General features: G+C 66.2%; 18 protein-coding genes. 3 read left to right on the top strand and 15 right to left on the bottom strand.

Annotated features, from left to right (window positions below; genetic code table 11):
- Positions 1 to 3: 3 nt before the first annotated feature.
- The 7 genes from LAQ73_RS07235 to recJ form a co-directional block, all read right to left on the bottom strand.
- Entirely contained in the window at positions 4 to 1551 is a 1548-nt protein-coding gene (locus LAQ73_RS07235) for a sulfatase (protein WP_224270557.1), read from the bottom strand.
- A gap of 94 nt (positions 1552 to 1645) precedes the next feature.
- Positions 1646 to 2008 carry a NifU family protein gene (locus LAQ73_RS07230; RefSeq protein WP_224270556.1) on the bottom strand — a complete coding sequence of 121 codons (363 nt, stop codon included), beginning with the start codon at positions 2006 to 2008 and terminating at the stop codon, positions 1646 to 1648.
- A gap of 92 nt (positions 2009 to 2100) precedes the next feature.
- A complete protein-coding gene (locus tag LAQ73_RS07225; RefSeq protein WP_224270555.1) occupies positions 2101 to 2421 on the bottom strand; it encodes a DUF5783 family protein in 321 nt (106 codons plus the stop codon).
- Positions 2422 to 2536: 115 nt separating this feature from the next.
- On the bottom strand, positions 2537 to 2965 hold the full coding sequence (locus tag LAQ73_RS07220) for a DUF7539 family protein (RefSeq protein ID WP_224270554.1): 429 nt from the start codon (positions 2963 to 2965) through the stop codon (positions 2537 to 2539).
- Between the two features lie 98 nt (positions 2966 to 3063).
- Positions 3064 to 4872 (bottom strand): SLC13 family permease, encoded by a 1809-nt coding sequence (locus LAQ73_RS07215; RefSeq protein WP_224270553.1) that lies wholly within the window; start codon positions 4870 to 4872, stop codon positions 3064 to 3066.
- 151 nt (positions 4873 to 5023) lie between these two features.
- On the bottom strand, positions 5024 to 5263 hold the full coding sequence (locus LAQ73_RS07210) for a hypothetical protein (protein ID WP_224270552.1): 240 nt from the start codon (positions 5261 to 5263) through the stop codon (positions 5024 to 5026).
- Between the two features lie 957 nt (positions 5264 to 6220).
- Complete coding sequence (gene recJ, locus LAQ73_RS07205) at positions 6221 to 7636, bottom strand: RecJ family nuclease (RefSeq protein WP_224270551.1); 1416 nt, start codon at positions 7634 to 7636, stop codon at positions 6221 to 6223.
- A gap of 444 nt (positions 7637 to 8080) precedes the next feature.
- Here recJ and LAQ73_RS07195 point away from each other — a divergent pair, with 444 nt between their 5' ends.
- Together LAQ73_RS07195 and LAQ73_RS07190 are read left to right on the top strand one after the other, a co-directional pair.
- Positions 8081 to 9499 carry an APC family permease gene (locus LAQ73_RS07195; RefSeq protein ID WP_224270549.1) on the top strand — a complete coding sequence of 473 codons (1419 nt, stop codon included), beginning with the start codon at positions 8081 to 8083 and terminating at the stop codon, positions 9497 to 9499.
- Entirely contained in the window at positions 9499 to 10236 is a 738-nt protein-coding gene (locus LAQ73_RS07190) for a universal stress protein (RefSeq protein WP_224270548.1), read from the top strand. Before LAQ73_RS07195 ends, LAQ73_RS07190 begins: the two co-directional genes overlap by 1 nt.
- Before the next feature lie 130 nt (positions 10237 to 10366).
- On the opposite strand, the gene LAQ73_RS07185 is transcribed toward LAQ73_RS07190, so the two are convergent.
- The 4 genes from LAQ73_RS07185 to LAQ73_RS07170 all read right to left on the bottom strand — a co-directional run bounded on the left by LAQ73_RS07185 (position 10367) and on the right by LAQ73_RS07170 (position 13688).
- Positions 10367 to 11113 (bottom strand): uroporphyrinogen-III synthase, encoded by a 747-nt coding sequence (locus tag LAQ73_RS07185; RefSeq protein ID WP_224270547.1) that lies wholly within the window; start codon positions 11111 to 11113, stop codon positions 10367 to 10369.
- Positions 11110 to 11922, bottom strand: coding sequence for a uroporphyrinogen-III C-methyltransferase (cobA, locus tag LAQ73_RS07180; protein WP_224270546.1), 813 nt, complete (start codon positions 11920 to 11922; stop codon positions 11110 to 11112). Before cobA ends, LAQ73_RS07185 begins: the two co-directional genes overlap by 4 nt.
- Positions 11919 to 13067 (bottom strand): hydroxymethylbilane synthase, encoded by a 1149-nt coding sequence (gene hemC, locus LAQ73_RS07175; protein ID WP_224270545.1) that lies wholly within the window; start codon positions 13065 to 13067, stop codon positions 11919 to 11921. The genes cobA and hemC overlap by 4 nt, the downstream gene beginning before the upstream one ends.
- 75 nt (positions 13068 to 13142) lie before the next feature.
- Positions 13143 to 13688 (bottom strand): hypothetical protein, encoded by a 546-nt coding sequence (locus LAQ73_RS07170; protein WP_224270544.1) that lies wholly within the window; start codon positions 13686 to 13688, stop codon positions 13143 to 13145.
- Positions 13689 to 13819: 131 nt separating this feature from the next.
- On the opposite strand from LAQ73_RS07170, the gene LAQ73_RS07165 reads away from it, so the two are divergent.
- Positions 13820 to 14839, top strand: coding sequence for an NAD-dependent epimerase/dehydratase family protein (locus LAQ73_RS07165; protein WP_224270543.1), 1020 nt, complete (start codon positions 13820 to 13822; stop codon positions 14837 to 14839).
- 9 nt (positions 14840 to 14848) lie between these two features.
- Here LAQ73_RS07165 and hemL read toward each other — a convergent pair whose 3' ends face one another.
- From hemL to LAQ73_RS07145, 4 genes are all read right to left on the bottom strand, one after another.
- Complete coding sequence (hemL, locus tag LAQ73_RS07160; RefSeq protein ID WP_224270542.1) at positions 14849 to 16186, bottom strand: glutamate-1-semialdehyde 2,1-aminomutase; 1338 nt, start codon at positions 16184 to 16186, stop codon at positions 14849 to 14851.
- A gap of 144 nt (positions 16187 to 16330) precedes the next feature.
- The gene (locus LAQ73_RS07155) at positions 16331 to 16513 is read right to left on the bottom strand and encodes a hypothetical protein (protein ID WP_224270541.1); all 183 of its coding nucleotides are present in this window, start codon (positions 16511 to 16513) and stop codon (positions 16331 to 16333) included.
- 163 nt (positions 16514 to 16676) lie between these two features.
- Entirely contained in the window at positions 16677 to 17045 is a 369-nt protein-coding gene (glnK1, locus tag LAQ73_RS07150) for a nitrogen regulatory protein GlnK1 (RefSeq protein WP_224270540.1), read from the bottom strand.
- Positions 17042 to 18376 (bottom strand): ammonium transporter, encoded by a 1335-nt coding sequence (locus LAQ73_RS07145; RefSeq protein ID WP_224270539.1) that lies wholly within the window; start codon positions 18374 to 18376, stop codon positions 17042 to 17044. The genes glnK1 and LAQ73_RS07145 overlap by 4 nt, the downstream gene beginning before the upstream one ends.
- Between the last annotated feature and the right edge of the window lie 6 nt (positions 18377 to 18382).

Here is an 18382-nt window from a genome sequence, read left to right as displayed (position 1 = left end):
CCGCTACTCCATGTACCCCAGGTCGCGGAGGCGGTCCTGGGTCGTCTCGTCCATGTCGTCGAGCGCGTCGTCGGTCACCTCGACGTCGTCTTCGCCGGTCCAGGCACCGCCGGCGGCCTCCTCGAAGCGGGCGAGCGCCTGTTCTGCGGCCTCGATTTTCTCGTCGCCCTTGCCGGCGAGGTTCGTCAACTCTCCGGGGTCCTCGTCGAGGCGGTACGCCTCGTTGGGGATGCGGTCGATGCGGACGTACTTCGCGTCGGGTCGGCGAGCCGCACGCATCCGCGAGTAGAAACGGGAGTCCTTCGGGAGCGTGATGCCGCCGGCTTTCGCCTTCTCCTCCAGTTGTTTGAGTTCGACGATGGGACGCGAGTACTCGACGAACGCGTACTCGCCGTCGGGCGACCCTTTCTGACCGGGGTCCGGCGAGTCGGCCTCGGCGAACTCGCGGTACGACGCCGAGAGCAACGAGCGGGTCCGGTCGCGGGCGACCACGTCCTCGCCGGGCGACGCCGGCGTGCCGCCTTCGACGTCGAGCGCGTCCAACACGGTGTGATAGAGGTCGACCAACTCGACCTGGTCGTCGCGGCGACCCGTGCCGAGTTCCGGGTGCTTCACCAGCAACGGGACGTTGATGAGCGGGTCGTACAGGCAGAACTCGTGGCCGTACAGGTCGTGTTCGCCGTGGAGTTCGCCGTGGTCGGCGCAGACGACGACCATCGTGTCGTCCCACCGGCCGGTCTCTTTCAGCCAGTCGAACAGTCGGGTGAGCTGGTCGTCGATGTGCGCTATCTCGGCGTCGTACAGCCCGCGGATGTCCTCCCACTCGCTGTCGGTGATGTCGCGTGCGCCGGAGTTGTACTCCTTGGAGTTCTGGCAGAGTTCGGTGGAGTCGACGCCGGGGGCGAACTTTCGCTTGTACTCCTTCGGCGGGTGGTACGGGAGGTGGGCGTCCATCAGGTTGATGAAGGCGAACGACCGGTCGCTCTCCTCGATGAACTCCATCGTCTGGTCGATGACGGCGGGCGTCTTCGAGTCTGCGCCTTCGCCGTCGGCGAGGTACTCGTGAGCTGTGTTGCCGAGGCTCACCAGCTTGTCGGCGACCGCACGCAGGCGTTCGTTGTCGTTGAGCGTCTTCCACGCCTTCGCCAGCGGCCCCGAGAGGAGGTCGCCGGGCATCACCTCGAAGAAGTTGTTCTGGTCGTCGAAGCCGTCGGTGAGGTGGGTGTACGGCGTAATCCACGCGTTCGAGGAGTAACAGGCCGTGTCGTAGCCGGCCGCGGACAGCGTCTCCGCGAGCGTCGTCACGTTGTCGAGGTACGGCGTCTCCTGGTCTGCGCCGTGGCGACTCGGATACATCCCGGTGAACATCGACGCGTGGACGGGGAGCGTCCACGGCGCGGGAGCGACGGCTTGGTCGAACACCATCGCCTCTTCGGCGAACGATTCGAGACCGGGCGTCGTGGGTTTATCGTAGCCGTACGGCGTCAGGTGGTCTTTCCGAACCGTGTCCATCACCACGAACAACACGTTCGCGGGAGACTCGTCGCTCATACCTCACTCTCTGTCGGTAACCGGAATAAAACACGGGTATGTTTCCTGGCGCTAAGCCGACGCTACCGCGGCGAAGACGGGCCCTAAAACGGAGTTAGAACGGGGCCTGCGGGCCTTCGTCGCCCTCGTCGTCGCGGGTCGTCTCGCCGGGGAACGACGGGCTCATGCCGCCGTCGTCGCCCATTCCGCCACCGCCCATGCCGGTGTCGGCGTTGACTTTGTTGATCTCGGGGATCTCTTTGACCATTCGGCTCTTGATGGCCTGGATGGTCATCGGCGAGATGCCGCAGCCGGAACACGCCCCGCCGAGGGCGATGCTCACCTCGCCGCTCTCGCGGTCGAGGTGCTGGATGGCGGCGCTGCCGCCGTGCATCTGAATCTGCGGGAAGTTGCGGCGTAGGAAGTTGGTGACGCGCTCTTTGAGGTCGTCGTCGGCGTCCTGTGGCTCCGTACTCATGTTCGCGGCTTGGCGGTGTGGCGTCTTATGCCTTTGGTTCGCCTCGACTGCTGAACGGGGAAATCACGGCTTCGACGCGTCTGGACGCCGATTTACGGCCGCTCGACGCCGAACACACGGTGGTGTTCGGCCTCCAACTCCTCGACGTACCGCTCCAGCGTCGCGTCCAGCTTCTCGTCGTCAACGACGACGCTCGTGAGGCGGTCGTGGGGGTTCTCGGGCAACTGGATGCGGAAACGACCGTCCTCGTACACCGGCTCGGACTCGTTGAGAATCTGCTGGTCGATGCCGTGGATGAGCGTCGAGTCGTACTCCTCGTTCATCGTCTCGAAGGCGCTCTTGTACGCGCGTTGTAGCTGCGGGAAGTAGTGGACGTACTTCTCTTCGAACTTCTCGGGGTCGAAGTCGGTCATACCGGGGAGTCGGTCGGGGGTGTGCAAAAGTCGGACGGTCCGTGTTTCGAGCACTTGGACGTTGGGCGACCCGAAGCCGGTCTACTCTCTCTAACTGAGCCCGTTTCCAACGCTGTTAGCTTCCCCTTCGCTCGACGTACGCGTCGAGTTCCCGCTCGATGAGTTCCGCGACGCGCTCGCTGTACGTCCAGAGCGCCGCGTTGATTCGCTCCTCCGTCTCGTCGTCCACATCGTCCTGTCCCCGGAGCACGGAGTCGCCGGTTATCTGCGGGTGGTAGACGCAGACGACGCCGAGCGAGGCGTCCGAACTCCCGGTACCGGCCGTGTGGATTCCGTACTGATCGGTCCCCCAGATACCGTCGCCACCCGCCCGTTCCATCGCCGAATCGAACGAATCGAGGACCTGTAGCTCTTCGGCGGTGAGAAGCGGGTCGTCGCCCTCGAACAGTTCGGTGTACGCCTCTCTACGGGCGGTGTTCGTCCACTCCTCCAACTGGGAGCGCAGTTCCACTACAAGTTGACGTTCGTCTGGAAACTCGGCCATGCTATCGTGAGGTCCCCCAGACCAATCAACGTTAGTACGACGTCCAGTGGTGAATCCACGATACTGGCGTCACGCGGCCTCGACTCTGACTCTCCGACTCACACCCGAACGCCCCAGAAGAACGCGATTCCGAGGACGGTCACGACCGACAACAGGAGCTGTAACGGCGCACCGACGCGGATGAAGTCCGAAAACGTGTAGCCGCCCGGTCCGTAGACGAACAGATTCGTCTGATAGCCGACGGGCGTCATGAACGCCGTCGACGCCGCGAACGTCACGGCGAGCACGAACGCGAACGCGTTCGCACCGATCGACTGCGCGGCGCTGGCCGCCACGGGAATCATCAGCACGACGCTCGCGTTGTTGCTGATGACGCTCGTCAACAGCCCGGTCGCGAGATAGAACACCCAGAGGACGCCGATTGCGGGCAAGAACGCCGCCGTCGAGGCGACGGCGTCCCCCAGCAGGTCGGCGGCTCCGGTCTGCTGGAGGGCGATTCCGAGCGGGATGACGCCCGCGAGCAGGAAGATGACGTTCCACTCGACGGACGAATAGAGCTCGGTCGGTTTGAGCACGCCGGTGAACACCATCGCCACGACCCCCGCCAGCGCCGAGACGACTATCGGGAGGACGTCCAGCGCGGGAAGCGCGACGACGCCGGCGATGATGAGGACGGCGAACGGTATCTTCTCGCTCCGGTAGGTCACCTCGTCGAACTCGTGGGCGACGATGAAATCCTCGTTCCCGACGAGCCGGCTGAGGCTGTCGGGCGGTGCCTGAACGAGAAGCGTGTCCCCGACGCGAACCTTGATATCCTCGAAGCGGTCGCGGACCACGTCGCCGCGGGTCCGGAAGGCGAGCACGTTCGCGTCGTAGCGCTGTCGGAACGCCGAACTCGAAAGTGTCTCGCCGACGAGAAACGACCCCGACGGGATGACCACTTCGACGAGGACGGGCTCCTCGTCGTCCGGGTGGAGCTCGTCTTCGGTCCGGGGTCGCCCGGCGAGCGCGAGTCCTTCCGCGTCCATGATGCGTTCGAGCGTCTGCCGGTTCGTCCTGAGCCGAAGCGTGTCGCTCTTGTGAATCTCCTTGCGGGCGAGCGGCTCGGAGAAGCGCTCTCCGTTCCGAATCAGTTGAAGAACGTCGATATCGAGTTCGTCGTCGCCGAGGGCTTCCTCGACGGTTTGGCCGAGCAACGAGGAGTTCGCCGGCACGACGACGTCCGCGAGATACTCCTGGAGGGCGTACTCCTCGACGAGGTCCTCGTCGACCGGCACGCGCTCGGGGAGCAACCGGACGCCGACCGTCATGAGATAGACGGCTCCGACCGCGAAGACGACGACGCCGAGTTTGGTGAACTCGAACATCCCGAACGCGTGTAACCCGAGCTCGGGCGACTCCGCACCGATTTGGGCCGTGATGTCGCTCGCGAGGATGTTCGTCGACGTGCCGATGAGCGTCAACGTCCCTCCGAGCATCGAGGCGAAAGAGAGCGGCATGAGCAGCTTCGAGGGCGACGTTTTCCCCTCGTGGGCGAGGTCGGCGATGATGGGGACCAGGATGGCGACCACTGGCGTGTTGTTGATGACCCCTGACACCGGTCCGGCGACGCCGATAGTCGCGGCGAGTTGCTTGCGCCGGTCGTCGCCCGCGAACGCGGCCATCTTCCGACCGAACAGTTGGACGATTCCGGTCCGATTGATGCCGGTGCTCAATATGAGCATCGCTAACACGGTGATGGTGGCGGGGTTGGCGAAGCCGGAAATCCCCTCCTGCGGGGTGATCTGCGTCCACGGTTCGAGAACCATCAACAGAACCATCAACAGGATGGCGGTGACGTCGATGGGAAACCGCTCGGTCGCAAACAGCACGAGCGCGAGGAGAATGAGGGCGAAGACGACGAGCATATCGACCGTCAACGGAGACGAAGCCACACTCTGGACTGACGGTGTGGCCGAAGAGAAGGACATATCGAAACGAGGCGGTTGTAAGGGAAAAGAGCTGGTATCCGCGCCGACCGTCGACTGCTCGTTCTACCGCGGGCGGGTACCTCCGCTCTCAGTCGTCGAATCCGTCGTCGTCCTGCTCGTAGATAATCGTCAGTTTGCCTCTCGTCGGACGCTTGGCTGCGTCTCGAAGCGTCTCGAACTCTCGAATAAGGGCCTGTGCGTCGTCCGTACCCTCGCGGACGCTCCGCGACTCCTCTCGAATCGTGTCGTACGCTCGTTCTAAGAGGCGTCGAGCGGCGTACGAATCCGTTTTTGACTCTATCTCGAAGGAAGCCTCGTGTCGCGACATACTCTCGATTGGTTCCCTACCGTGTTAACAGTCACCTGTGCCAGGCGGGCCGTGTTTTCGGCAACGATGTAATTTTTGTATCTCGGTATTTGGTTTATGGCAGGCATTCGGTCCGGGTCATCACCTGCTGGTCTCGGAGATCTCCTTGGCGGATTCCGGTGTCTCTCCGCCGCTAGTGAGTGAACTATCCGGAGCGGGCTACGGAACTGCGCGCGGAAGCGTCACCACCAGCTGTAGACTGAAGAAGGTACGATACCGCGTGTGGGCAGTTCGGCGCACCGTCGATTTCGTTACCACTCGCAGTCACCAGCGAGTAAATTGTCCGTCGCTCTCCAGGGCGACGACGTAACGCCGGGCGGGAGATCCTGAACGGTACACACCCGCGCATTTTGTTCGGTTCGAGAGCGACTCGCTGGACGTGGCGGCCGGAACTCGGCGGCTCGACGAACGTGACTGGTGCTCGCTCCGAGATGAGATGGCGGAGACCTAGCGCAATCGACCGCCCGCCACCTCTCTGGCGTATTCCCGTGCTATTCTCCTTGACGACCTGTCTCCTACCCAGACCCCGGCGTTTCCGTGTCGTTCGCATGGCTATTCGGGCTGACCGTGGCGGCTCTATCCTGTAAATTGACTCAACCTGTATCCGAAGAACGAACGACGCGAGAGCGAGAGGCCGAGCGGACCTGAACGACGAGAGTCTGTACATCTCTCTCGAAGTGCCACATTCGGCAAATCCGAGAGGATAGGCGGGACTGTTCTGCTGCTTCTCGGCAGCGCTTGTGCACCGAACTAGCCACGCATCTGCGAGCACTGCCAATAAATCATATAGTGATATACTAATTCGGTGTGCCTTCCGACGAGAGTCCTCTCACAGTTTCTGACTACTCCATTCGAGACTCTCGGTTATCGAGTACAGAGGACAACACCGGCATTTCGACCCGATTCGGGCCGTCGGATCTACCCCAACTGCTCGCCGACGATACGGTCTACTTCGGCGACGAACGCCTCGCGCTCGCCGGTCGGGATCGTCGCGCCCGCGGCGACGTTGTGACCGCCGCCGTCGCCGTCGACGGCACGGGAGGCGTCGCGCATCGCCACCGACAGGTCGAGTCCCTTCCGCGTGAGAAAGTGCGACCCCCGCGCGGAGACTTTCACCTCCCCGTCGTTCTTCTCGGCGAACGCGACGATGGGTTTGCTGCGACTGATACCGCTCGCGCCGACGGCCATGCCGGCGACGATGCCGACGATGGTCTCGCGGATGCGCGTTCCGGCGTCGAACCACTGGACGTTCTCCTCGACGGTGACGCCCTCGTTTTTCACCCACTGCAACCCCTCCGAGAGGTTCCGGCGGTGGTTCCGCAGCAGTTTCTGTGCGCGGTCGAGCGCCCCGTCTCGGTCGCCGAGACTGACGGCCAAGCCCACGTCGGCGCGGTCGTAGCGCGCCGTCGCGTTCAAAAGCGTGGAAAACTCGCTCACGTCGCGGAGTTCGGTTCCCGTCTTCTCGTCGACGAGGGTGTACGCCGTCCCGACGAGCGAGTTGATTCGGTCTGCGGGCACGCCGCTGGCGACGGCGCGGCGGACGAGGGCGCTGGCGACGGTCTGTCGTTCTTCGGCCGTCAAATCCGCCCACCGTCGCCACTCGCCGTCGGCTTTCAGGTCGAGCTCCAGTTCGTCGAGAAATCGGATGGAACCGGCGTGGTCGTTCGAGATACCCGGAATCCGCACGTCGCTGGCGTACTCGAGTAGCTTGGGTAACGGTCGGGTCTGCTTGCCGTACAGCGTGAGGTCGGTATTCGCTTCGAGCACGCCCGCGTCAACGCCCTCTTCGACGATCTCTTCGTTCGCGCCGCGGAGCGCGCCGTCGGAGTCCTGCATATCGCCTACCGCCCCGACGACGGCCAACGCCGCCAAGTCGCGGTTGTCTCCGCCGTCTCGTTCGAGTGCACGGGCGAGCACGTAACTCGCGCCCGCGCCGGAGAGCTCCGACGCACCGTCGATGCCGAACAGCAGCGGGTTGAGGTGATACTCGGTGTCGGCGTCGGCGGGTTGGTGGTGGTCGGCGACGACGGGCGTGAACTCGCCCGCCGCCTCGTGGTCGACGATGCTGTCGAGTTGGCCGCTGCCGAAGTCGGTGAACAGGACCGTTTCGTGGTCCGTCGCGGCGATGGCGGCGATCTCGTCGGCGTCGAGTTGTTTCGAGAAGACAGTGTCGAACGGAATCTCCGCGCGTTCGAGCGCGCTCGCGGCGACGGCCGCGCTCGTCAACCCGTCGGCGTCGATGTGGGAGGCGAGAAGCACGGAGTCGGCGCTTCGGAGGTGGTCGGCGCAAGCCTCGGCGCGCGCGTGCAGTTCGGGGACGGGACCGGCGGACATCGACGGAGGATGGGTCGTCTTCGGGGTTAAAGGCTCGCCTCCGCCTCGCCGGGCCAACGAACGCGGCTCTCGGCGTTGTCTCACCGTCTTCTGACGACTCGGTCGTCCGCGCTACGGTCACCGGTTCTGACGATGGCCGCCCGCCGCCCGTCGTTCGCTTACTGGCCGGTCGACCCGGACGCAGTTCGGCCGCTGGTCCCGTACCTGCTCGAAGTCGACAGCCGCGACGGAGACCATCCGCGAAAACGACCTCTTCGCGGCCGCCGGGGTTCCGGTCCCCAGCTCCGAACCGGTGTACCGGTTCTGCTCGTCGGGGTCGATGCGTGCGTCGGTGCCCTCGCGTGTCCACGACTGACGCCGCTCGTCGTGTCCCAGTTTTCGGCATTCCGCAGACTCGACTCGGGCCGGACTAGACTTTTCGTTCCGCTCGTTGATGGCTAGCCTATGTCACTCACCGACGACGTTGGTGAGGCGGACGAGACCGTCCCTGCCGAGGCGGAGGCAGTCGAGACCACCGCCGAGACGACGGTGTACGAAGAGAGCGTCGAACTGGAGCGTACCGTCGGACTCTCCGGTGCGCTCGCCATCGGCGTCGGGACGATGGTCGGCGCGGGTATCTTCGTCTTCCCCGGTCTGGCCGCCGGACGCGCCGGTCCCGCCGCCGCGGCGTCGTTCGCCATCGGCGCGGTCGTCGCCCTCGCGGTGGCGCTACCGACCGCGGAGTTGGCGACGGCGATGCCGAGAAGCGGCGGCGGCTACTTCTTCATCTCGCGCGGTCTCGGGTCGGCGTTCGGGACCGTCGTCGGAATGAGTCTGTGGCTCGGTCTCGTCTTCGCCTCGGCGTTCTACCTCGTCGGCTTCGGCAGCTACGCCGCCGCGGTGCTCAACGAGGCCGGGCTCTCGCTCGGCGGCGGTCTCGTGACGCCGCTCGGCCTCCTGTTCGGCGTCGTCCTGACGCTCTTGAGCGTCACGGGAACCGAGAACGCGGCCAAACTCCAGAACGTCGTCGTCGGTCTGCTCATCACGATTCTCGTCACGTTTCTGGGCTACGGGTCGCTCTCGTCGCTCGGCCTCATCGGCAGTCGAGCCATCCCCGAGACGTTCGCCCCGTTCGGCACCGCCCCGATTCTGACGACGACAGCGCTCGTCTTCACCTCGTATCTCGGATTCGCGCAGGTGGCGACCGTCGCCGGAGAGATCAAAGAGCCGGGTCGAACCCTCCCGCTGGCGATGGTGGGGTCGGTACTCGCCGTCGGCCTCCTCTACGTGACGACTATCTTCGTCGCGACGAGCGCCTTCGGCAGCGAGCGACTCTCGGGGTTCGGACAGACGGCTATCGTCGAAGTCGCCCGCTCCTTTTTCGGCACTGCGGGAGCCGTCGCCATCCTCTTCGCCGGGCTGCTCGCCACCTTATCGAGCGCGAACGCGTCGATACTGAGCTCCTCGCGCGCCGTCTACGCGCTCAGCCGCGACCGACTCGTGCCGCGGTGGTTCGGTCGACTCAACCTCCAGTACGGCACGCCGCACGTCGCGCTGGTCGCCGCCGGTGGGCCGGTGCTCGTCCTCGTCGCCGTCGGGCAAGTCGAGGTGCTCGCGGAGGTGGCGTCGTTTCTCCACCTCGTGATGTACGCCTTGATGTGTGTCGCACTGCTCGTACTTCGACGCTCGCCGCCGGAGTGGTACGACCCCTCGTTTCGGACCCCGGGTTATCCGGTGACACCCGCCGTCGGCGCGCTGGCGAGTTTCGCGCTCATCTTCTTCATGCGCCCGCTCTCGCAGGTCGTCGGGGCGTTCGTCATGGTCGCCTCCGGCGGCTGGTACCTCTACTACGCACGCGGCGTTCGACTCAAGGGGGTGTTCTGATGCCGGACGGACCCCGGATTCTGGTCCCCCTCCGCGTCCTCGAAGGTGAGTCGCTGGCGACGGGGCTCGCCGCGTTTCTCGCCCCGGCGTCGGTCGTCGTCCTCGGCTACTACGTCGTCCCCGAACAGACGCCGCCGGGACAGGCGCGCATGGAGTTCGAGCAACTCGGGCGGTCGAAGCTCGACGAAGTGACCGCCCTCTTCGCCGACGAGGTTGAGACGCGACTGGTGTTCACTCGCGGTGAAGCGCAGACGGTCAACCGTGTCGCCGACGATCTCGACTGCGAGGCGTACCTCATCGCCAACCCCGCACCGACTGTCGAGCGGGTGCTCGTCCCGCTTCATCCCGACGTCGATATCGACCACGTCGCCCGCGTCGTCGCCCCGCTCGTCGCCGGACGTGACGTCGAAGTGACGTTGTTCCGCGCGGTCTCCGAAGACGCGGATTCGCCGGCAGGACCCGCCGCCGAGAACCCGCTCGTCGCAGATGCGAGAGCGACGCTGCTCGACGGCGGCGTCTCCCCGGAGCAGATTTCCGCGGCGGTCGTCGCCACCGACGACCCGATTTCGGATACCGCGGACGTCGCCGCCGACCACGATGTGGTGGTGATGGGCGAACGCACGCCGTCGCTCCGGTCGTTCGTCTTCGGCGAGGAGAGCGACCGCGTCGCCGACCGCTCGCTCGGTCCGGTCGTCGTCGTGCGCCGCGAGAAGATGGAGGGAGGCGAGGCGACGTAACCCCCGAATTTTCGCCGTCGGCGCTCCCGGCGAGGAAGCGTAACGAGACAGCGAGTCGAGAGCAGTGAGACGGGAGGAGACCGGCGGGCCGCGTCGAGACCGGCGGGTCGCGTCGAGTGCTCCGCTCTGGCTACTCGTGGTACGTCGGCGCGGCGGCTTCGACGACGGCGCAGGCCAGTTCCTCGAAGTCGGCGGCCTCGGGAACCACGTCGACGGTGATACCGAAGCGCTCGGCCGTCTCGCGCGTCGGTTCGCCGATAGCGCCGACGACGGCGTCGTTTAACCCCGCGATAGCTTCGTCTCGAAAGCCGCGTTCGGCGGCCGCGCCGAGGAAGTGTTCGACCGTCAGCGACGAGGTGAAAAGCGCCGCCTCCAACTCACCGGAGGCGGCCCTCTCGGCCGACTCTCCGGACCCCGGCGGCCGGACGAGTTCGTACAGAACCGTCTCGTGGACGTAACCCCCGGCGGCTTCCAATCCATCCGTGAGCACCACAGAGCCGTGGTCGCTTCTGGCGACTTCGACCCGCGCGCCCGGCACCCGGTCGCGGAGCGCCTCGACCAGCCCTATCGACGAAAACTCGTCGGGGACCAAACCGACCGCGTAGCCGCGTTCGCGCATCACCTCCGCGGTGCTGTCGCCGATGGCGCAGAGCGCCGTCTCGCCGGGGGCCCACCCCGCGTCGGCGACGAGCTCGACACCGGTCTTGCTCGTCAGGATGGCGTAGTCGGCGTCGTCTCTCGGCACCGCACCCGTTGGCTCGACCGCGAGCATCGGGTCGGGGACGGGCGTCGCGCCGAGCGAGTCGAGCAGTTCGACCGCGTCCCGGAGACGCTCGTCGTCCGGGCGGAAGACGGCGACGCGGACTTCTCGGCTCACGGCTCCACCCCCGATTCCGACTCGTTTCGCAGGAACTCCAGCACCCGCTCGCGCGTTCCGGCCACGTCGCCGACGACGGTGACGGCGGGCGGTTCGATTTCGTGTTCGTCGCGCACGTCGACGATGGTGTCGAGCGTCCCGGTTGCGACGCGCATGTTCGGCCACGTCGCGCGCTCGACGAGTGCGACCGGCGTCTCGGGGTCCATCCCGGCGTCACGAAGCGCTTTCGCGTAGTCGGGTAGTTTGCCGACGCCCATGAGGACGACGATGGTGCCGCCCGCCTCGGCGAGCGCCTTCCAGTTCACCGCCGATTCGCCTTTGGTAGGGTCCTCGTGACCCGTGACGAAGGAGACGGAGGATGCGTGCTCGCGGTGCGTCACCGGAATTCCGGCGACGGCCGGGCCGCCGATGGCCGACGTGATACCGGGGACGACCTCGAAGGGGACTCCTTCGCTCGCGAGGTGCTCGGCCTCCTCGCCGCCGCGGCCGAAGACGAACGGGTCGCCGCCCTTCAGGCGGACGACCGTCCTGCCCTCGCGGGCGAGTTCGACGAGGCGCTTGTTCGTGTACTCCTGCGGCGTCCACTCGCCGCCGGCGCGCTTGCCCACGTCCTCGCGCTTCTCTTCGGGAATCTGGCCGAGAATCTCGGGACCCGGGAGCTTGTCGTGCAGCACGACGTCCGCCTCGTCGAGCAGTCGACGCGCTTTCACCGTCAGCAGGTCGGGGTCGCCCGGGCCGCTGCCGACGAGGTAGACCGTTCCGACGGTCGATTCAGACGTCCCCTCGGACCCATCGTCCGCGTCGCTCATTCGTCCGCTTCCTCCGGGTCCTCCCGCGCGCCTCCTTCGTCGGCGGCCGCCTCGTCGGCGTCGCGTTTCGCTTCCTCGATGAGGTCGGCCGCGCCGCGGTCTCTGAGGTCGGCGGCGAACTCCGCGGCGGCGACGGCGTGCGTCTCGACCGGCAGGTCGCGCGTCGACTCGACCGTCTCCTGGCCGTCGCGGCCGAGCACCTGCACGCGCGTATGGACGTGCCGACCCTGCACGAGCGCGAAGACGCCGATGGGGGCGACGCACCCGCCGCCGAGTTCGGAGAGAATCGTCCGCTCGACGGTCGTCTCGACGCGCGTCCGCGAGTGGTCGATAGCTTTGTGGATGGCGTCGGCGGCGTCGCCGTCGACGCTCGTCACGGCGATAGCGCCCTGACCGGGCGAGGGGACGAACCGCTCGCGCGGCAGGCGGGCGTAGTTCACGTGGTGGTCGAGGCCGCTACGCTTGAGGCCAGCCTCGGCGAGCACGATGGCGTCGTACTCGGTGTCGATCTCGCGGCCGAGGGCGTTTCGCTGGAGTTCGCTCAGGCTATCGAACCACTCCTCGGGTCGCTCGTTGTACTCGGGTTCGTAGTCGTCGTTGTCGACATTTCCCTTCCGGTCTTTGTCGGCTTCGACGCGCTCTTCGTGCTCTCGCTGCAGCGACGGTGCGAGCAGTTTCTCGACGCGCGTGTCGACGTTGCCGCGCAGCGGTTCGACCGTCAGGTCGGGCCGGGCGGCGAGCAGTTGCGCCTGCCGGCGCAGCGACGAGGTGCCCACCGTCGCGCCGTCGGGCAACTGGTCGAGGTCGCGGCCGTCGGGCGTCACCAGCACGTCGCCGGCGGGTGCGCGCTCGGGAATGCCGGCGACGAACAGTTCCTCGGGCTGTTCGGTCGGCATGTCCTTCATCGAGTGGACCGCGGCGTCGACCTCTCCGGAGAGAATCTTCTCGTCAAGCGCGCGGACGAACGCTCCGGTCTTGCCGAGACGATGGATGAGTTCGTCCTGAATCTGGTCGCCGCGGGTCTCGACTTCGACCAGTTCCACGTCGCGGCGTCGCCCGGCGAGCGCCTCCTGTACGCTCGCGGCCTGTCGCAGCGCGAGGTCGGAGCCTCGCGTCGCGAGGCGGAGTGTCCCGTGAGTACTCATGTGCGTCGGTGGGCGTCGTACCCTGAAAAGGGCTTCAGTTCCGCCTGCGGCCGATTCGGCGAGGGTCTCTCACGCTCACGGCCGCCCGATAGCCTCGTGGCGCTTGTAGAGGTAGTACACCGAAAGGGGAACGCTCAACACGAAGTTCGTGGCGACGACGGCGAACACCGCGCCGAGGAAGTACAGCACCGGGTCGGGGTTCCAGCCCAGATCGGCCACCTCGACGGCGCGGGCGTCGACGTAGATCGCCACCGGGAACAGCACGGCGACGACGAGGCTTGCGAGCGCCAACAGCGAGGCGACGAGGAAGAACAGCAGGCCGAAACCCGCCGACGCGAGGCCCATGAACCCCGCGATGTCCAACCCCACGCCGAGAAGCGCGAGGAAGAACGCACTCACGCCGAAGCCGAGCGAGACGACCAACAGCGCGGGCACGGCGGCGATCCAGTACCACCAGTTCGACTCGACCGACGCGGTCGGGAGGTACGTATCCAGAATGCGGCGGACGCTCTCGGAGGTGGACCCGGTCGAGTCAGTCCGACCGTTCGGTCCGCTCGTCGACGTCGGGCCGTCGATTCGGGTGTCGCTGTTCGTCGTCGGTTCGTCGGTAGGAGGGCTCATACGGGCGAAGATAGGGCGCCCCGGATGATAAGTATCGCCCGCCACGTCGAGACATCGACGAACAGGTCTGTACATCGCGTCCCATTTGCCTCCGCCCTCGAATTCTTCCTCGCGCGCGGAGACGACCGTCCATGGACGTGCTCATCGTCGGCGGGACCGGACTCATCAGCACCGGAATCACCCGCCAACTCGTCGCCGCCGGCCACGACGTGACGCTGTACAACCGCGGCGAGACCGACGCCGAGATTCCCGATTCTGTCTCGGCGATTCGCGGCGACCGGACCGAGTACGAGCGGTTCGAGCGGCAACTCGGCGACCGCGACTTCGACGCCGTCGTCGACATGGTCTGTTTCACCCCCGAAGACGCCGAGAGCGCGGTCCGAACGTTTCGAGAATCGGTCGACCGCTACGTCTTCTGTTCGACTATCGACGTCTACTCCCGCCCCGTCTCTCGGATGCCGCTGACCGAAGACACGCCGCGACATCCGCCGACGAGCGAATATGGGAGAGAGAAAGCCGCCGCCGAAGACGTGTTCTTCGCGGCGTACGAGGAGTCGGGCTTTCCGGCGGTCGTGCTTCGTCCGTGGCACACCTACGGCGAGGGCGGGAGGCTCATTCACTCGCTCGGCGACCGGACGAGCTACATCGACCGCATCCGCGCGGGCAAACCGATCGTCGTCCACGGCGACGGGACCTCCGTCTGGGCTCCCTGTCACCGCGACGACGTGGCGCGGAGTTTCGCCGCTGCAGTGGAAGCGAAGGGGTCGGTCGTCGGGGGCGAGGCGTACCACGTCACCGCCGAGGAGCACCTGACGTGGGACGAGTACCACCGAGGGGTCGCCGCCGCCCTCGACGCGCCCGAACCCGAGTTGGTCCACATCCCGTCGGACGTCCTGTTCGAGGTCGCACCCGACCGAACGCGGGGGCTTCGAGACCACTTCCAGTACAGCACGGTGTTCGACAACGCGAAGGCGAAGCGAGAGCTGGGTCACGAACAGACCGTCGGTTGGGAAGAAGGGGTGAGACGGACCGTCGACTGGTTAGACGAGAACGGTGAGACGAAAGCGTGGGCGTCGGACCCCCTGCCGGACCGACTCGTCGGCGCGTGGCGCGAGGCGAGAGAGTCGCTCGTCTCGAACTTCGAGCGGTAGTGGGCTCCGCTACAGCGCCTCTTTGTACGCTTCCAGCGTCTCCTCGACGTCCTCGTCGGTGTGGGCGTAGCAGACGAACTGCGACTCGAACTGGTTCGCCGTGAGGAAGACGCCCTGATCTTTCATCTCCTGCCAGAAGATGCGCTCCCAGCGCTCCGTTTCGGCGTTGGCGACGTCCGCGCCGGTTTTCGGACAGTACTCGAAGCGCGGGCAGTCGACGCGTTGTCGGCATCCGGCCTCGCACTGTCCACCGAGGCTCGACGGTCCCTCGCGGGTGAACACCGTCTTGAACATGCTGTCGGTGCCGACGACGGTGTACTCGGGGGCCTGGTCGGCGCAGATGTCAGTGATACCGCGCCGCAGTTTCTCGCCCAACCGGTCGATGTGCTCGTACACGTCGTTCTCGGCGGCGTACTTCAGGTACTCGTGGCCGGCGGCCATCGTCACCGGGTGCCCCGAGAACGTCCCCGACTGGAACACGTCGCCCGCGGGGGTGAACTGCTCTATCAGTTCGGCGCGGCCGCCGATAGCGCCCACCGGGAAGCCGCCGCCGATGATCTTGCCGAACGTCGTGAGGTCGGGCGTGACGCCGAACTTCCCCTGCGCGCACTGGAGGCCGCCGACGCGGAAGCCCGTGATGACCTCGTCGAATATCAAAAGCGACTCGTGTTCGTCGCAGAGGTCCCGTAGGGTTTCGTGGTAGCCGTCGACGGGGGCGACGATACCCGTGTTTGCCAGAATCGGTTCGACGAGGACGGCCGCGATGTCGCCGCCGTGTTCTTCGAACACCTCGGCGACCGCTTCGGCGTCGTTGAACGGCACGGGGAGGGTGTGTTCGGCGAACGACTCGGGGATGCCGCTGGTGCTCGGATGGGGGTTGTCGGGGCCCCCCTCGACGAGCGTCGACTCCTGGGCACCGTGGTAGCCGCCCTGCATGACGACGATTTTGTCGCGGTCCGTCGCCCCGCGGGCGAGGCGGACCGCCGAGACGGTCGCCTCCGTCCCGGAGTTGACGAACCGAATCATCTCGACGGAGGGGACGTGTCGGGCGACGAACTCGGCGTGTTCGACCTCTATCTCCGTCGGCGCGCCGTACATCGGCCCGGCGCTGGCGTACTTCTGGACGGCGGCCTGCACCGGTTTCGGCGCGTCGTGGCCGTACAATAGGGGGCCGTAGCCCATCACGTAGTCGACGTAGCGATTCCCGTCGGCGTCGACGACGTGGCCGCCGTCGCCACGCTCGATGAAGAACGGGTAGGGGCGCGTCGCGCGCACCGAGGAGTTGACGCCGCCCGACAGCACCGACAGCGCTCGGTCGTACAGGTCGCGGGAGCGGTCGTGGTTCACGCGAAGTCGCCTCCGTGCGCAGGAGCGCGGGTCGTCCCCCGACTGAGCGACGCAGCCGAACTGGTCCGTCTCGACGTGTTCATGGCTCGCGGTTCGGACGCAGACGAAAAAGTAGTTACTGAGTCGTCGGAGTCGGCGCGTCGACTACTGCGCGGCGTCGGCTTCGGCGTCCGCCTCGCTCTCGTCTTCCTCGGCTTCGAGTTCCTCGTCTTCCAGCAGCTGCGGCTTGCCGAACGGGAACGACCCGAACAGCGCGTAGTGGGCGACGGAGGCGACGACGAACAGTGCGACGAGTCCGAGCAGGGCTTTCTTCGCTTTCGAAGGCATACCAACGTGTACGAGTACTCCGCCCATGAGCGCTTCGGGAATTCTCTCCGGCTGCAGTCGGGACACGTGACCGAGTGGACGAGCTGAGTCACCACCTCGTGCCACCGTGTCACCACTGGCGAACGCGGACACTCGAAAAAAAGTACTGGCGGCGGACCGTCGCTCAGACCGCGTCGGGGCCTTCGTTTCCAGTCCGGACTTGGACGGCGCTCTCGACGGGGAGGACGAATATCTTCCCGTCGCCGGGTTCGCCGGTGTTTGCGGCCTCGCGGATGGCGTCGACGACCTCTTCGGCGGGGATATCGGCGACGACGCACTCGACTTTCACCTTCTGGTGGAGGTCGACGGTGTACTCCTCGCCGCGCCACTGACCCTTCTTCGCGGGCTGGCTGCCGCGACCGGAGACGTTCGTCACCGTCAGCGAGGGCGCGCCCACCGAGGCGAGTCCCTTCTTCACGTCGCCGAGTTTGTCCGGACGGACGATGGCGATAACCATCTTGATTTCGCCGTCGTTCGGGAGTTCACTGCTCATTCGTTCTCACCCTCTGCGGTCGAGTACTCGTCGCTCGCACCGATAACGCCACCGTCGGTGCGGACGCCTGCCGCGTCGGTGACGGGTCCTTCGGGCTGGCCGAACTCGGGGTAGGTGTCGACGCCGTGTTCGGAGGTGTCGAGGCCCTCACGCTCGTGTTCGGGCGTGACGCGGGCCTCACCGAGCACGCGAATCCCGCCGAACACCAGCGCCGTCGCGGCGACGGTCCAGATGGCGATGACGCCGGCACCGACGACCTGGGTCACCAGTTGCCCGACCGAGAAGCCGTCGACGGCGAAGAACGGGAACAGGACGACGCCCATGATGCCCGCCGAACCGTGAACGGGGAACACCGCACAGACGTCGTCGATTCTGAGGCGCTTCTCGACGAACTCGAAGACGAGGGGGAGCTGCGCGCCGGCCAAGAGACCGAGCGCGAGCGCACCGGGCCAGACGATGGCGTCGGCGACACCGGTGATGCCGACCAGACCGGCGAGCAGGCCGTTGGCGACGTACAGCGTGTCGACTTTGCCTGTCTTCAACAGGGCGACGCCCGCAGCGCCGATTGCGCCGGCAGCCATGCCGAGCGTCGTGACGAGCGCGACTCGACCGACGTACGCGAAGTCGGCGAGTTCGCTGCCGCCCTCCGCCAGCGGCGCGGCGGCGGTGCCGACGTTGAAGCCGTACCAGCCGAACGCGAGGATGAGCGTGCCGAGGACCGCGAACGTCAGCGAGTGACCGGGGATGACGTTAGCCGTGCCGTCGTCGTTGAAGCGGTCCATACGCGGGCCGATGACCCACGCCGCTGTGAGGCCGGCGATGCCGCCCATCCCGTGGACGATCATGCCGCCCGCGAAGTCGTGAAAGCCCATCGCGTCGAGGAAGCCGCCGGCCCACGTGAAGCCGACGACGACCGGGTAGATGACGGCCGCGAGCAGGACCGTGTAGGTGACGTACGCGCGGAGCTTCGCGCGACCCGCCACCGCACCGGAGACGATGGTCGCGGCGGTCATCGCGAACACCGCGCCGAAGAGCCAGTCGATCCACGCGGCCGACCCGCCGTTCATGTAGGCGAACGAGTCGGCGAAGCCGGCGCCGGCGACGAGATTCGATACCCCGGCACCGACGAGGAAGAAGACGATGACGCCGATGCTCCAGGTCAGTAGGTTCTTCGTCAGCTGGTTGGCGACGTTCTTCGAGCGTACCTGTCCGGCCTCCAGCATCGCGAAGCCGGCGTGCATGAAGAAGATGAGGAACGTGACGGTGAGAACCCACACCGCGTTGATACCTTCGACGACCGCCGAGAGGTCGGTCTGTAGGAACGCGTCCATCAGTTA

It is taken from the genome of Haloprofundus salinisoli (genome assembly GCF_020097815.1).
GTDB classification, from domain to species: Archaea; Halobacteriota; Halobacteria; order Halobacteriales; family Haloferacaceae; genus Haloprofundus; species Haloprofundus salinisoli.
This window is presented reverse-complemented; position numbering and strand designations above follow the sequence as displayed.

Excerpts from the sequence above, each read along its gene's own strand:
- LAQ73_RS07220 (WP_224270554.1), bottom strand. The coding sequence starts at position 2,965 with ATGGCCGAGTTTCCAGACGAACGTCAACTTGTAGTGGAACTGCGCTCC.
- LAQ73_RS07165 (WP_224270543.1), top strand. The coding sequence starts at position 13,820 with ATGGACGTGCTCATCGTCGGCGGGACCGGACTCATCAGCACCGGAATC.
- LAQ73_RS07190 (WP_224270548.1), top strand. The coding sequence starts at position 9,499 with ATGCCGGACGGACCCCGGATTCTGGTCCCCCTCCGCGTCCTCGAAGGT.
- LAQ73_RS07225 (WP_224270555.1), bottom strand. The coding sequence starts at position 2,421 with ATGACCGACTTCGACCCCGAGAAGTTCGAAGAGAAGTACGTCCACTAC.
- LAQ73_RS07170 (WP_224270544.1), bottom strand. The coding sequence starts at position 13,688 with ATGAGCCCTCCTACCGACGAACCGACGACGAACAGCGACACCCGAATC.
- LAQ73_RS07145 (WP_224270539.1), bottom strand. The coding sequence starts at position 18,376 with ATGGACGCGTTCCTACAGACCGACCTCTCGGCGGTCGTCGAAGGTATC.
- LAQ73_RS07155 (WP_224270541.1), bottom strand. The coding sequence starts at position 16,513 with ATGCCTTCGAAAGCGAAGAAAGCCCTGCTCGGACTCGTCGCACTGTTC.
- LAQ73_RS07235 (WP_224270557.1), bottom strand. The coding sequence starts at position 1,551 with ATGAGCGACGAGTCTCCCGCGAACGTGTTGTTCGTGGTGATGGACACG.
- hemC (WP_224270545.1), bottom strand. The coding sequence starts at position 13,067 with ATGAGTACTCACGGGACACTCCGCCTCGCGACGCGAGGCTCCGACCTC.
- recJ (WP_224270551.1), bottom strand. The coding sequence starts at position 7,636 with ATGTCCGCCGGTCCCGTCCCCGAACTGCACGCGCGCGCCGAGGCTTGC.
- glnK1 (WP_224270540.1), bottom strand. The coding sequence starts at position 17,045 with ATGAGCAGTGAACTCCCGAACGACGGCGAAATCAAGATGGTTATCGCC.
- LAQ73_RS07215 (WP_224270553.1), bottom strand. The coding sequence starts at position 4,872 with ATGCTCGTCGTCTTCGCCCTCATTCTCCTCGCGCTCGTGCTGTTTGCG.
- cobA (WP_224270546.1), bottom strand. The coding sequence starts at position 11,922 with ATGAGCGACGCGGACGATGGGTCCGAGGGGACGTCTGAATCGACCGTC.
- LAQ73_RS07230 (WP_224270556.1), bottom strand. The coding sequence starts at position 2,008 with ATGAGTACGGAGCCACAGGACGCCGACGACGACCTCAAAGAGCGCGTC.
- LAQ73_RS07195 (WP_224270549.1), top strand. The coding sequence starts at position 8,081 with ATGTCACTCACCGACGACGTTGGTGAGGCGGACGAGACCGTCCCTGCC.
- LAQ73_RS07210 (WP_224270552.1), bottom strand. The coding sequence starts at position 5,263 with ATGTCGCGACACGAGGCTTCCTTCGAGATAGAGTCAAAAACGGATTCG.